General features: G+C 75.0%; 11 protein-coding genes. 4 read left to right on the top strand and 7 right to left on the bottom strand.

Annotated elements, in window-relative coordinates:
• Positions 1-330: 330 nt before the first annotated feature.
• The 3 genes from ACSU53_RS17695 to ACSU53_RS17685 all read right to left on the bottom strand — a co-directional run bounded on the left by ACSU53_RS17695 (position 331) and on the right by ACSU53_RS17685 (position 3,344).
• Positions 331-792, bottom strand: a complete 462-nt coding sequence (locus ACSU53_RS17695; RefSeq protein WP_437028886.1) for an ATP-binding protein — start codon at positions 790-792, stop codon at positions 331-333.
• Between the two features lie 1,246 nt (positions 793-2,038).
• A complete protein-coding gene (locus tag ACSU53_RS17690; RefSeq protein ID WP_437028884.1) occupies positions 2,039-2,551 on the bottom strand; it encodes an EF-hand domain-containing protein in 513 nt (170 codons plus the stop codon).
• Positions 2,552-2,963: 412 nt separating this feature from the next.
• On the bottom strand, positions 2,964-3,344 hold the full coding sequence (locus ACSU53_RS17685; RefSeq protein WP_362099610.1) for an STAS domain-containing protein: 381 nt from the start codon (positions 3,342-3,344) through the stop codon (positions 2,964-2,966).
• A 283-nt stretch (positions 3,345-3,627) separates the two neighbouring features.
• Between ACSU53_RS17685 and ACSU53_RS17680 the strand changes: the two genes are divergently transcribed.
• Positions 3,628-4,209 carry a sigma-70 family RNA polymerase sigma factor gene (locus ACSU53_RS17680; RefSeq protein WP_437028881.1) on the top strand — a complete coding sequence of 194 codons (582 nt, stop codon included), beginning with the start codon at positions 3,628-3,630 and terminating at the stop codon, positions 4,207-4,209.
• Entirely contained in the window at positions 4,206-5,570 is a 1,365-nt protein-coding gene (locus ACSU53_RS17675) for a zf-HC2 domain-containing protein (protein ID WP_437028879.1), read from the top strand. The genes ACSU53_RS17680 and ACSU53_RS17675 overlap by 4 nt, the downstream gene beginning before the upstream one ends.
• A 38-nt stretch (positions 5,571-5,608) precedes the next feature.
• Here ACSU53_RS17675 and purU read toward each other — a convergent pair whose 3' ends face one another.
• Complete coding sequence (gene purU, locus ACSU53_RS17670) at positions 5,609-6,490, bottom strand: formyltetrahydrofolate deformylase (RefSeq protein WP_437028877.1); 882 nt, start codon at positions 6,488-6,490, stop codon at positions 5,609-5,611.
• Between the two features lie 47 nt (positions 6,491-6,537).
• Complete coding sequence (locus tag ACSU53_RS17665; protein ID WP_362099622.1) at positions 6,538-6,984, bottom strand: SCO4402 family protein; 447 nt, start codon at positions 6,982-6,984, stop codon at positions 6,538-6,540.
• Between the two features lie 172 nt (positions 6,985-7,156).
• On the opposite strand from ACSU53_RS17665, the gene ACSU53_RS17660 reads away from it, so the two are divergent.
• Entirely contained in the window at positions 7,157-8,479 is a 1,323-nt protein-coding gene (locus ACSU53_RS17660) for an ABC transporter substrate-binding protein (protein WP_437028875.1), read from the top strand.
• Positions 8,480-8,590: 111 nt separating this feature from the next.
• Here the strand turns inward: ACSU53_RS17660 and ACSU53_RS17655 are convergent, their stop codons facing one another.
• Together ACSU53_RS17655 and ACSU53_RS17650 are read right to left on the bottom strand one after the other, a co-directional pair.
• Entirely contained in the window at positions 8,591-10,381 is a 1,791-nt protein-coding gene (locus tag ACSU53_RS17655; RefSeq protein ID WP_437028873.1) for a hypothetical protein, read from the bottom strand.
• 216 nt (positions 10,382-10,597) lie between these two features.
• On the bottom strand, positions 10,598-11,983 hold the full coding sequence (locus ACSU53_RS17650; RefSeq protein ID WP_437028872.1) for a transcriptional regulator: 1,386 nt from the start codon (positions 11,981-11,983) through the stop codon (positions 10,598-10,600).
• Positions 11,984-12,265: 282 nt separating this feature from the next.
• On the opposite strand from ACSU53_RS17650, the gene ACSU53_RS17645 reads away from it, so the two are divergent.
• Positions 12,266-12,928 carry a bifunctional DNA primase/polymerase gene (locus tag ACSU53_RS17645; protein ID WP_437033248.1) on the top strand — a complete coding sequence of 221 codons (663 nt, stop codon included), beginning with the start codon at positions 12,266-12,268 and terminating at the stop codon, positions 12,926-12,928.
• Positions 12,929-12,943: the final 15 nt, after the last annotated feature.

The following is a 12,943-nucleotide window of genomic DNA, read 5'->3' as shown; positions in this document are numbered from 1 at the left end:
GGCCTCACGAAGGACCGCTCCCGCCCGGTTCCCTCCGGAGTCTCCGACGCCGTGTCACGACCCGCACTCGCCGAGGACCTCCCCCCCCCCCATCGAGTCCCTCGCCGTCCCCTCGCGGCGGATCGCTGGCACCAGGGTGACGAGCCGGTCACATCAGGTCAACACCGATTGCTGCGCATATGCCTGACTCACCCCTGATGTCCCGTTCGCGGCCCGGCGCGCACGGAAGCACGCCCGGCGCACCGCACGCGATCCCGCCGCACACGGCCCCGCGCCCATGCGCCCGTGCACCGCGCCGGCCGCCCTCGGCACCGGCACGCCCGGCGCGGGCTACACCGCCTCGTACGCCAGCCCGTCGTAGGTCACCGTGCCGCCGCCGCACGCGGCAGCCGCGCCACCGGGCTCCGCACAGCGGTCGAGTTCGCACCAGATCCGCTTGCCGGTGCCCTCGGCGCTCCAGCCCCAGCGGTCGGCCAGGCCGTCGACGAGGGCGAGCCCGCGCCCGCCGGTCGCGTCGCCGTCGACGCACCGCGGCACCGGCGCCCGGTCACTGCGGTCGGTCACCTCCAGCCGGACGGTGGCACCTTCGTCCGCCCCGTCCGGCAGGGACAGGCACAGCACGGCCGGACAGCCGGTGTGCACCACGGCGTTGGTGACGAGCTCCGAGACGAGCAGGATCAGGGTCTCGGCGATCGGCTCGTCGGGCTCTATGCCGGAGCCGGCCAGTCGCGAGCGGGCCCACCGCCGGGCACGCCCCACCTCGGCGGGGTCGGGCCGGATATCCAGCTGCACTCGAAGCACCTGCACCGCTCACACCATCCGAACCGGCGGACACTTAGGCTCGCGCCTCACGTAGGCCACGATCGTAGCCATTTTCTGCATGGCCAGAACAACGGCCGGGGCAGGGATCACGGACCGTGAATCCCTTGTGGCACAGCATGGTTGACGTACAGTCACCCCAACAAGCGCTTCGGGCATATTCCAGCGCGAAGGAGTACCCGTGGGGCATACTGTGCGACGCCCGCCCCGGGGAGTCGAACAGGCGGCGGCATCACGCCAGGCCACCCGGCGAGCAGGCGCGGCCACCAGCGGATCCGGCGCTGCCCCGAGGGCAACTCCGGTGCGGTGCGTGCTCATAACCACTCGCATCCCACACAAGGTACCGGAGCGGACGCCCGGCCACAGGCCGTGACGAGTCACCCGCCGGACACGACCCGGTATCGACGCTGCGTGATCCCCCGATGCCACGATCCGTGACATCGCCCTCCGCCCGCCCGGCGGTCCGGGAGAACCCGCAGACGGGACGCCCCGTCCGCGGCGGCCGGCCCGTGCACCGACGGCCAACGCGTCATCACGGTGCGTCACTTGGCCGCACGGCAGGCCAGGTCCTGGCCACGTCGGGACCTGCCGGGGGGTGCCGGGTCCCGGGGGCACGCGCGTGCCGCCGTGCACCCGGGGGACGTTCCGCGTACGGCACCGGCGGGCCGTCCCGGTCCGTACCGGCGTGCGGGGGGGGGCAACGGGCGGGCCGCCACGCGGAGGCGTCGGCGAGGCCGGCCGAAGTGTGCGCGGCGCCGGGCGTGTTGCACCGGCGGGCGCACACGGGACACCCCTGTGAGGCCCGCCGGACGGCGGGGCGCTCAGCCACGGGGCGCTCAGCCACGGGACGCTCAGCCACGGGGCGCTCAGGCACGGCGGCGTTGAGGCCCACCGTGGACGTTGAGGCCGTGGGCGTTGAGGCCGCGGGTGTTGAGGCCGTGGGCCGCGGGCCGCGGGGTGCCTGAGCCACGGGGATGCGGGGTGCCTGAGCCACGGGGATGCGGGAGCGGTCCCGGCGGGCGGCCGGCGGCTGCGGCGCCCGGGCGCGGAAGGACCGGGCCCGGGCGGGCGGGACTTCGGCTTCGAGGAACGCCGAGGAACTGCGCACGGACTCCGCAGGGACCGCGAAGGGCCTGGCGAAGGGCCTGCGAGGGGACTGCCGGCGGACCGCGAGGGAGCGGCGCCCCGCACCGGAGCAGGGCGCCGACGGTGGGAGAGGTTACTCGGGGACGGTGAAGTAGCGGGCGAAGGACCGCACGACCTCGTCCTCGCCGATCCGGTCGTCGCCGTCCGTGTCCAGCGTGGCCGCGGCGGTGCGGGCCAGGTCGCCCTCGACGCCGAGTGCCACGAGGACGCGGGCGGTCTCCTCGACGGTGGCCGCGCCGTCACCGTCGCCGTCCGCCACGGCGAGGGCCGCCTGCAGGAAGGGCCGCGCGATCTCGCCGAACCGGTCCGGGTTGTCGCGCAGTCGCTTCAGCGCACCGTTCACGAACTCGTCACGGGTGATGCGCTGGTCGCCGTCGCGGTCCGCGATTCCGGCCATGCCCTGCCAGAACGCCTCCGCCCCGCCGTATAGGGACTGTCCCCGGTCGGAACGGGCCGCGACGTCGAACTCCGCCAGCAGGACCTTCGCCGCGTGGAAGAAGTCCTCGCGGTCGATGTAGCCGTTGCCGTTCTGGTCGAACGTGGCGAAGCGGTCCGCGATCCTGCGGTCGTGCTCGCTGGTGACCATGTCTTTTTCAGGCCGCCTTAGGTATCAGTGGGTTCTTCTCGCTCGGAGCGTACGTCGTGGGGAACGGTCCCGGGGACCGGAAACGGCACCTGTGCCGGGACCGGGCACATTCCGCGACACCCCTGTTGCTCCCTCCAGGGGTGGGCGATGCCCGGGGCCCGTGACCGGGGGCGCGCGGCCGGACGGGAGGAGCCGGACCGGGCGGGCACGCCGTCCCCGGGGCCCGGACCGGTGCCCGGCCTCGCGGGTGGGCGCGTACGCGTCCCCGAGGCCGCACCTCGGCCCGTACCGGTACCGGGGCCCGCATCCGTGCCACGGCCCGTGCGCGCGTCCGTGGGGGCGTGGGCACCGTCCGCGTCCGTGGGCGCGGCCGTCGCCGCGGCTGCGGCCGTGCGGGCGCCCTCGTGCGCGGTTAGGCCGACAGCGGGCGGGCGTCCTCGTCGACGGCGGAGGGCACGTCCGGGTGGATGTCGAAGAGACGGCGCACGCCGAGTGCGCCCAGCACTTTGTTCACGTGGCTGCCGTCGGCAGCACCCCGGGCGGGCAGGATCAGCCGCAGCTCACCCCCGCAGGAGCGCAGCAGCCGTCGGGCGCCTATGAGCACGCCGACCCCGCTGGAGTCGCAGAACCACACGTCGGACAGGTCGAGGACGAGACTGTGCCGGCCGTCCGCCACGGCGTCGTGCACCCGTTGGCGCAGCACCGGGGACGTCATCAGGTCCAGTTCGCCCGACACCCGGAGCACGGCCCATGCGCCCTGCTCCCCGTCGGTCACTGTGAAGGTCACCACCACGCCCTTCGCTCGCCGAAACGGAAGCAGTCCCTACGCTTCCTTGCAGCGCCGCTGCCCACCGGCCGTTTCCCTGAAACGCGAGACCAGAAACGGTTACCGAACAGAAAAGGCTTGATTCAGTCGACTTCGATCCTATTCGATCGGTTCTGATCGGCTGCAGGGGGGTAGGGCCTCCTACCACGTACGGCTGCGCGGGGGGCGCACATTGCCACAAAGGGGCGTGCGTCCCAGGTGACGCCGACTACATTCACAGGAGAGGCGAGACAGGGGGTGAGGGGGCCGCATGGCGAAACGGAACGTACCGCCCCGTGGGGACCGCACGATGCAGCAGCGGCTGGCGCGCGGCGAGGCGGCCGCCCTCGGCGAGCTCTACGACCGCTTCGCCTCTCTGGTGCACGGGCTCGCCCACCGCGTCCTCGGTGACGAGCGCGCCGCCGACGCGGTCACCCGGGACGTCTTCGCCCACGTCTGGGAGCACCCGGACACCTACGACCCCCGGCAGGGCAACCTGCGCGCCTGGCTCGCCGGGCTGGCGCACCGGCTGGCCGTGCAGCGGCTGCGCGTGACCGAGACCGCCGCTCTCGCCCGGGGCGGCCCCGGCACGCCGGAGGAACTGGAGCACAAGGTGCGCCACGCCTCGGTGGCCGCCCGCGCCGACTACATCGTCCAGTCCATGCCGGTGCCGCTGCGGGCGGCCCTGGAGCTGGCCTACTTCCAGCGGCGCGACTACCGGCAGACCGCCGCCGACCTCGGCGTCACCGAGGACGAGGCCCGCCGCCGGCTGCGGCTGGGCCTCCAGCTGCTCTCCACGGCCCACGACACCGACGCCTCGGGCGGCCCGCCGGGCATCGGGGGTGCCGCATGAGCGACGACCGCTTCGCCGCCGGCCACGGCGACGGGTGCGGCGAGGACGGCGGACACCACGGCGGGTCCGCCCGGGGCCGGGACAGCGGCCCGGGTCCGGGCGCGCCCCCGGCATACGGGGCGGACGGTACGCTGCCCGGCGCACCCGGCGCGGACCCCCGCGTCCCGCTCCCCCGGCCGTCCGCGGAGGACGGCACGTCGCCCCTGCCCGCCCCCGCCGGGGACCCGGGTGTCGTCCCCCGGGCCGAACCGGCGGTCCTGGACCACCGGGTGCTGACCTCCCTGCTGGGCGCCTGGGCGCTGGCCGCCTGCGCCCCGGAGGAGGCCGCGGCGGTCGAGGAACACCTGGGCGAGTGCGGGTCCTGCGCCGACGAGGCCCTGCGCCTGCGCGAGGCGGTCGGTCTGCTCCAGCGCCCCGAGAGCCTCGACCTCGACCCCGGCCTGCGCACCCGCGTCCTGGACTCCTGCCTGGAACGCCGCCCGCCGCGCATCCCCGTGCCCGACTGGGCCGCCGCGTACGACGCGGAGACCGCGCGGCTGGACGCGCTGCTCCAGGACTTCGGCGACGCCGAGTGGCACGCCCCGGTCCGGCTGCGCTGGTACCGGGCCGACGAGGCGGCCACCCGCCGGACCACGGTCGCCGGGGTGATCGCGCACCTGCTGACCGTCGACGGGATGGTCGCCGTCGCGCTCGGCCTGGACGACCCGCTCGGCGAGGTCACGGCGGAGCGGGACACCCCGGCCTCGCGCACCGAGGCGTACTGGCGGGCGGCCCACGTCCCGCACACCCGCGCGGTGCGGGCGCCCTGGCGGGAGCAGACCCACAACCTGGTGCGCACCGTGTCCTTCACCGGCGGCCGCACCGGCGGCCTGCCGGTCCCCTACGGCGACTTCGAACTGCCGCTGCACGACGCCATGCTGGACCGGGCCTTCGAGTGCTGGGTGCACGCGGAGGACATCGCGGAAGCCGTCGACTACCCGTACGAGCCGCCCTCGGGACGGCATCTGCACCGCATGGTCGACCTGGCGGCCCGGATGCTGCCGAGCGTGCTGGAGGCGCGCCGGCGGTCCGGGCTGGCCGCGCCCGCCGAGCGGCGCCTGGTCGCGGCGGGGGAACCGGGGCGGAGCCTGCGGCTGGAGATCGAGGGCTCCGGCGGCGGCGAGTGGCTGATCCCGCTGGACTCGCCGGCCGCGAAGGGGTCCGCCGAGCACGAGGTGGCCCACGTCGCCCTGGACGGGGCGGAGTTCTGCCGCCTGGCCGCCGGGCACGTGACCCCGCAGGAGGCGGCGGCCGGGCAGGTCGGGGACCGGGAGGCGATCAGGGACGTGCTGTACGCGGCGGCCAGTCTGAGCCGGATGTGACCGGCCCGCCCAGCGGCGGGCGCCGGGCCCGACAGGACCTACGCGAAGACGACCGTGCGCCGCCCGTTCAGCAGGATCCTGCGCTCGGCGTGCCACTTCACGGCGCGGGCCAGCGCCTGGCACTCCACGTCCCGTCCGACGGCGACGAGCTGGTCGGGGGAGACGTCGTGGCCCACCCGCTCGACCTCCTGCTCGATGATCGGGCCCTCGTCGAGGTCGGCGGTGACGTAGTGCGCGGTCGCTCCGATCAGCTTCACGCCCCGCGCGTGCGCCTGGTGGTAGGGCTTGGCGCCCTTGAAGCTGGGGAGGAAGGAGTGGTGGATGTTGATGATCCGCCCGGAGAGCTGCTTGCACAGGTCGTCGGAGAGCACCTGCATGTAGCGGGCGAGGACGACCAGTTCCACCCGCTCCTCGTGGACGATCTCCAGCAGCTTCGCCTCGGCCTCGGGCTTGGTGTCCTTCGTCACCGGGATGTGGTGGAAGGGGATGTTGTACGAAGCCACGAGTTCGGCGAAGTCGGTGTGGTTGGAGACCACTCCGGCGATCTCCACCGGCAGCGCCCCGGTGCGCGCCCGGAACAGCAGGTCGTTCAGGCAGTGGCCGAACCTGCTGACCATCAGCAGGATGCGCATCTTCTCGTCGGCCCGGTCGATGTGCCAGTCCATCTGGAAGGCGTCACCGATCGCGGCGAAGCTGGCCCGCAGCTTGTCCACCGTGACCGGGGCCTCGGCGGAGAAGTGCACCCGCATGAAGAACAGGCCCGTGTCGTGGTCGCCGAACTGCTGGCTGTCCTCGATGTTGCAACCGGTCATGAACAGGTAGCTCGACACGGCGTGCACGATGCCCTGCTTGTCGGGGCAGAACAGGGTGAGGACGTACTGGTCGGCCGGGGCCGCGACTCGGGTGGACTGCTCGCTCATGCGGGCAAGGGTCCCACATCGGGGCCGGCGGCCGACGGGCCGTTCCGCTACGCGGACCGCGTCAGGATCTGCAGCACTTCCAGGGTGCGCGGCGGGGCGTCGGGGTCCTCGCCGTCGCTCGCCGCCATCCGCACGTGCGCGTCCCGCGCCGCCCGGACCGCCTCCGGCCAGCCCTGGTGCTCCAGGTAGGCGGTGACCGGTGCGTCCGGTCCGACCTGGTGCATGATCCGCAGCACCCGCAGCACCGCGGTGTCGACCAGCGCGGCCTCCTGGGAGTCGCGGAAGATCGTGCCGACGTACTTCTCGGCGGACCAGTTGTCCAGCCAGGTGTCCTCGACCAGGCGGTAGACCGCGTCGGTGACGTCCCCGTAGCCGTCCACCCCGGCCAGCCAGACGTCCCGCTGGAACCCGGGGTCGGAGAGCATGTGCAGCGCGGAGCGCACATTGCTGCGCCAGCGCCACCACGGCATGTCGTTGAGTGGCATGCCGCCCATGGTGGACGAGCGACGGCCGCGACGGGAAGTGTTCTCCGAACCCTGCACGGTCGTCGATCGTACGTTTCCGCCGTCCGGTCCCGGCACCGGACCCCGTAATTCACCTCGCTGTCACCGGACGTCGACCAAGGGTCACTCCGGGGTTGGCCGTGTGACGGAATCGTGCGGGGCCATGACCGGCAGGCGACCCACCCGCAGCACTGTCCTTCCCCGCCCCCTCTCGCGCCTCCTCCCCCGGCGCCTCAGAGCCGGCGCGCTGACCACGGGCGCGTTCGCGGCGTGCGTGTCGCTCCTCGCCGGCTGCGGCGTCGTCCCCGGTGCCACGGGGGGCTCCGGGGACGACGGCCCGATCACCGTCATGACCTGGGCACCGGAGAAGACCGCCGCCACCAACAAGCCCGGCATGCCCGCCTTCGCCCGGGCCTACGCCCGCTGGATCAACGGGCGCGGCGGTCTCGACGGCCGCGAGCTGAGGGTGCTGACCTGCAACGAACGCAACGACAGCGTCACCGCCGCCCGGTGTGCGCGGCGAGCCGTCGAGGAGGACGCGGTCGCCGTCGTCGGCTCCTACAGCCAGCACGCCGACTCCTTCCTGCGCACCCTGGAGGGGGCGGGCATCCCGTACATCGGCGGCTACGGCATGACCGAGGAGGAGTTCACCAGCCCGCTGTCCTACCCCGTCAACGGCGGCCAGCCCGCGCTGCTGGCCGGGCTGGGCCGCACCCTCGCCGACCGGTGCGGTCCGGTCGCCCTGGTCCGGCCGGACACCATCGCCGGGGACCAGCTGCCGAAGCTGCTCGACTCGGGGCTGGAGGCGGGCGGCCACGCCCGGACCGGCGACCAGCGGGCGCCGGAGGAGGCCACCGCGTACGACGGCGAGGTGCGGCGGGCGCTGGAGCGGGCCACCGCCGACCCGCAGCGGCAGGGCTGCGTGGTGCCGGCGCTCGGGGACGGCACGAGCACCTTCATGGACTCCTTCCGGCGGGCCCGCCAGAAGTTCCCCGACGTGCGCACCGGGACGGTGCTGGGCAGCGTCGACCAGAGCACCGTCGACGCCTCCGGCGGGGCGTCCGGCCCCTACGAGGGGTCGTTCGTCACCGGCTGGTACCCGCACGCCGGCGACCGGCGCTGGGAGCCGATGAAGCAGGTGATCGAGGAGGCGGCGTTCGGCGACAACCGGATCGACCCGGGCGACGCGGGCGTGCAGACGACCTGGATCGCGTACACCGTCCTGCGGCAGGCGGTCGAGTCGCTCGGCGGCGGGGAGGTGACCGCCCGGACCGTGGCGCGCACCCTGCGGAGCGGGCTGAAGGTCTCCACCGGCGGGCTCACCCCGACGCTGCGCTGGTCGTTCCAGGACAAGCTGGCCGCGGTCGGCTATCCGCGGCTGGTGAACGCGCAGGTGACGCTCCAGGTGGTGCGGGACGGCCGGCTGGTGTCGGCCCGCGACGGCTTCACCGACGTGACGCAGACCCTGCTGGACGCCGACCTGTGAGGTGACGTCCGGCGGGCGCGGGCGGCAGGGCCGCCACCCGGGAGGCGACGGGGCCGGGGCCGGCGGGATGTCCTCCGCCGGCCCCGGCCCCCGTCGCGGCTGCCGTTTCGGTCACAACTGGGTCGGCTGGCGCTCCGTGAGGCCGTACTGCTTGGCGATCGTGTTCCACAGCCGGGCGGCCTTGCCCTTCTCCGCGGTCGCGGTGCCGCTGGCGCGGTTGCCGGCCTGGGTCCGGCCGGTGGTGCGCGCCTGGCCCTTGCGGCAGCCCCGCTTGCCGGCGGTCTGGTCGGCCCAGGCGGCGTAGTGGTTGTCCGCCGCGGCGGACGCCTTCCACGCCTTGGTGAGCGCGGTGGTCAGCGCCTGGTGGTCGGGCAGCTTGTCGACGGAGAGCGCCTCGAGGTCGGTGACCAGCTGGTTGCGCTGCCCGGCGGCGTCGCGCAGGTCCTTGGCCGCCTTGGCCAGGTCCTTGCACTCCTTCACGTCCGCGACCGCGTTGATCACGGTGGTCCGGCTCTCGCCGCTGTGCGCCAGCAGCTTGTCCAGTTCGACGGCCTGCTGCCGGGCCGGGTCGACGGTGGGGGTGGGCGAGGGCCGGGTGCTCGCCGGGGCGGTGGCGGAGACCGGCTGGTTCCGGTCGCCCTCGTCGTCGTCGCTGCCGCCCCCGCCGCCGAGCAGCGCGCCCGCGCCGACGCCGACGACGGCGATGCCGACGCCCACGGCGGCGAGCAGGGGCACCCGGGAACCGGTGCGGCCGCCACCGCCCCGGCCGGCGGGCCCGGCGGCACGCCGGCTGCCGCCACCGCCCGGGCCGGACGGCGGGGCCGCGGCCCGGCCGGGCGCCGGGTGCTCGATGCGCGGCATCTGCTGGGTGGCCCCGGCCGGGCCCTCGTCGCTGCGGAAGAGGTTGTCGAACTCGGCGGGCGGCTGCCGGTGGTCCTCACCGGCGGGGGCGCCGTAGGGGGCGGGGCCCTGGTCGGTGACCGGGGCGATGTACTGGGTGGCCTCGGCGTCCGGGTTCCCCGCGGGCGGGAACGGGCCGTGACCGGCCGGGCCCTGGTGGTGTCCCGGCGGCGAGGCGGGGTGCGTGCCGGCGGGCATCTCGGGCGGCAGTGCGCCCGGGCCCGCCGCGGGTATCGGGGGTATGTACTGCGTCGGGCCCTCGTCGGCGGGGGCGGCGGGCACCGGCGGCAGGAACTGCGTGGCCCCTTCCGCCCCGTCGGGCGCCCCCGCCCCGGGTCCGGCGGGGACGGGCGGCAGGTACTGGGTCGCGCCCTCGGGCGACACCTGCGGCTGTGCGCCGCCGGCGCCGTAACCGGAGTGGGGGGCGTGGGGTGCGTGGGAGGCGTACGGGTCGTGCGGGGCGTAGGGGTCCTGGTGACCGTAGGGGGCCGCCTGGGCCGGGGCCCCGCCGTGGCCGCCCTGCGGGCCGTGGCCGCCGTCCGGCGCCCCGTAGGCGTCGGCCGGCGGGGCGGGCGGCGCTCCGTATCCGGCGTCCGGCCCCTGCGGGTGGGCGCCGTGGGCGGGCGGGCCGCCGTGCGACGCGGGCGGGGCACCCTCGGGCGGCAGCGGGCCCGGACCGCCCTGCCCGCCCCAGCCGGACGCGGCGGAGCCGCCCCACTGCTGCGGGCCGGGGGACGGCGACGCGGACGCCGAGGGCTGCCAGTCCTGGCCGGTCACCGGTGCGGACGCCTGCTGCCCCGGGCCCCACGGCTCGACCCAGGTCCGGCCGCCGGACGGCGCCGAGGGCGCCTGCCCGCCGTCGGTGCCCGGGGCACCCGGTACGGGACCGGCGGGCGGGGCCGACCTGCCCGGAACCAGGGGCTCACCGCCGTCGGAGGGCAGCACGATGCCTTCGCGCGCGGGGCGCGCCGAGGGCTCCTCGCCCTGTCCACTCTGCGTCACCGGTACTCCTACCCATGGGGGACCTTGTGCATCGTCGGCTCACGCTACCGGGTCCCCCGAGCGCGGTGCCACGCAGCACGGGGCGGCTGCTCCTGCCCAGCGGGAGCAGTAACAAAACCACGTCACGGCACGCTGTTCATGGCTCCTTTCCCACGTCAACTCCGCGACGGGCGCGGGCAGTCCGCCGTACGCCGGGTGATTCCGGTGTGTTCACCCTCACGCCGCGACGGGCAGCGCGGTGCGGGCGCCGAACTCGCGGACCGCCGGCTCGTCCCGGTACGGTTCCAGGCGCTGCCGCAGGTCCTCCACGTACTCGGCGCCGCGGTCGGAGCGCAGTCCTTCGAGCAGTTCGACCGCCTGCAGGCCCGTGCTGCACGCCTGCTCGATCTCCCGCTGCTGCACCTGCGCCGTGGCCAGCAGCACCAGGCCGATCGCCCGCCGCCGCGCCCGTGACTCCGGGTGCCCGGCCAGCGCCGCCCGCGCGCACCGCTCGGCGGCCCGGGCCTGTCCGAGGTCGCGGTGGCAGTGGGCCAACTCGTCGGCGAGATAGGCCTCGTCGAAGTGACGGATCCACGGCGGGTCGTCCCCGGAGCCCGGGTCGGCCGCCTCCAGGGCGCTCATCGCGCGCCCGACGGACGTCTCGGCGGCGCGCGCGTCGCCCATCAGCGCGTGGCCGCGCGCCTCCGCGGCGTGGAACATGGACTCCGCGCGCGGTGTCACCCGGCCGCGTGCGCCCTCCTGCGCCGCCCGCGCCAACTGCGCGATCTCGCGCGGGTTCCCGAGCTGGGCGGCCAGGTGGCTCATGGAGGCGGCGAGCACGTACCCGCCGTAGCCGCGGTCCCCGGCGGCCTGGGCCAGACGCAGCGCCTGGATGTAGTACCGCTGGGCGAGGCCGGGTTGGCCGGTGTCGACGGCCATGTACCCGGCGAGCTCGGTCAGCCGGGCGACGGACGCGAACAGTTCGCGCCCCACGGCCTCCCGGTAGGAGCCGGTCAGCAGCCCGGAGACGACGCTGTTGAGGTAGTGCACGACGACCGGGCGCACGTGTCCGCTGCCGTACTGGTGGTCGAGGTCCACCAGGGCCTGGGTCATGGACCGCACCGCCTCCACGTCCGACGGGCCCACGCGCGGTCCCGCCGAGCGGGCCACCTGGGCGTCGGGGACGGAGATCAGCCAGTCCCGGCTGGGTTCCACCAGCGCGGAGGCGGCGACGGAGGAGCCGGACAGGAAGTCCCGGCGTCCCACGTCGCTGCGCCACAGCTCACACACCTGCTCGATGGCGCCCAGTACCGTCGGCGAGAACTGGAGGCCCACTCCCGAGGCGAGGTTCTTGCCGTTGGCCATCCCGATCTCGTCGATCGTGACCGTGCGGCCCAGTTTGCGGCCCAGTGCTTCCGCGATGACCGCCGGCGCCCGGCCGCGCGGCTGCTGACCGCGCAGCCAGCGGGCCACGGAGGTCTTGTCGTACCGCAGGTCGAGGCCGTGTTCGGCCCCGCACAGGTTGACCCTGCGGGCGAGGCCGGCGTTGGAGCATCCGGCCTCCTGGATGAGCGCCTGCAGCCGTTCGTTCGGCTGTCGCGCGACGAGTGGCCTCGCGGCCATGGCGTACCCCCTGCTGTCTCGGCGGCTCCCGCGGCCGTACCTCCCGCTTCTCAGCGGTGAGTTGCGGCCGTGAAGATCAATGCCCCGCCCCGGTGCCGAAAATGCGAGGTGTGTGAGGTTTGCCGGGGTTATTGCCGGTCCCGGCCCTTCTCCTGGTTACCCACGCGGGGAGGCGGATCCCCCCGCGCGCCCCCATCGGTGCACCCATGCGCCCCGGTCGCGGGCCGGGTGCTCTCCCCCCGCGCACGTGCACGGGCGTAACCCCTGGTGACGGGCGTAGTTGTGTTCATCGTGGAAGAGACGATCCCGGGCACCGAAGCCGCACAGATCCCGACGCAGCGCGGGAAATCGCTGCTGGACACCGCAGTTCGCTACGTCGAGGAGCGGCACTGGGACGTGTTCCCGGGCACCTGGCTCGAACCGGTGGACGGCGTCCAGCGCTGCTCCTGCGGTGACGCCGGGTGTCCCGCCCCCGGCGCACACCCCCAGGGACCGGGCTGGGCGGACCGGGCGACGGGCAGCGCGACCGTCGCCCGCCGTCTGTGGCAGGAGCGGCCGACGGCGTCCGTCCTGCTGCCCACGGGCCGCACCTTCGACGCGGTCTCCGTCCCGGAGACGGCCGGGTTCCTCGCCCTCGCGCGCATGGAGCGGATGGAACTCACGCTGGGACCGGTCACCCTGACACCGCACCGGCGCATGGAGTTCTTCGTCCTGCCGGGTGCGACGGCGAAGGTGCCCGACCTGGTCCGCGCGCTGGGCTGGGCGCCCGCCTCGCTGGATCTGGCGGTGCTGGGCGAGGGCGCCTGGGTGGCCGCGCCGCCCACCCGCTTCGGCTCCCGGGGCGCCGTGCAGTGGGCCTGCCGGCCGACTCCGGCCAACCGCTGGCTGCCGGACGCGGAGGAGCTGATCTCGCCCCTGGCCTACGCGTGCGGGCGGGACCGTTAGGCGGCGCGCCCGCGC

Origin of the sequence: Streptomyces sp. enrichment culture, from assembly GCF_964273255.1 — a bacterium.
Taxonomy (GTDB): Bacteria; Actinomycetota; Actinomycetes; order Streptomycetales; family Streptomycetaceae; genus Streptomyces.
The sequence above is the reverse complement of the archived record's forward strand: the minus strand, read 5'-3'. Positions and strand labels throughout refer to the sequence as shown.

Bases quoted from the DNA above. Each gene is read 5' to 3' on its own strand.
- ACSU53_RS17690 (WP_437028884.1), bottom strand. From the start codon at position 2,551: ATGGTCACCAGCGAGCACGACCGCAGGATCGCGGACCGCTTCGCCACG.
- ACSU53_RS17680 (WP_437028881.1), top strand. From the start codon at position 3,628: ATGGCGAAACGGAACGTACCGCCCCGTGGGGACCGCACGATGCAGCAG.
- ACSU53_RS17675 (WP_437028879.1), top strand. From the start codon at position 4,206: ATGAGCGACGACCGCTTCGCCGCCGGCCACGGCGACGGGTGCGGCGAG.
- purU (WP_437028877.1), bottom strand. From the start codon at position 6,490: ATGAGCGAGCAGTCCACCCGAGTCGCGGCCCCGGCCGACCAGTACGTC.
- ACSU53_RS17665 (WP_362099622.1), bottom strand. From the start codon at position 6,984: ATGGGCGGCATGCCACTCAACGACATGCCGTGGTGGCGCTGGCGCAGC.
- ACSU53_RS17660 (WP_437028875.1), top strand. From the start codon at position 7,157: ATGACCGGCAGGCGACCCACCCGCAGCACTGTCCTTCCCCGCCCCCTC.
- ACSU53_RS17650 (WP_437028872.1), bottom strand. From the start codon at position 11,983: ATGGCCGCGAGGCCACTCGTCGCGCGACAGCCGAACGAACGGCTGCAG.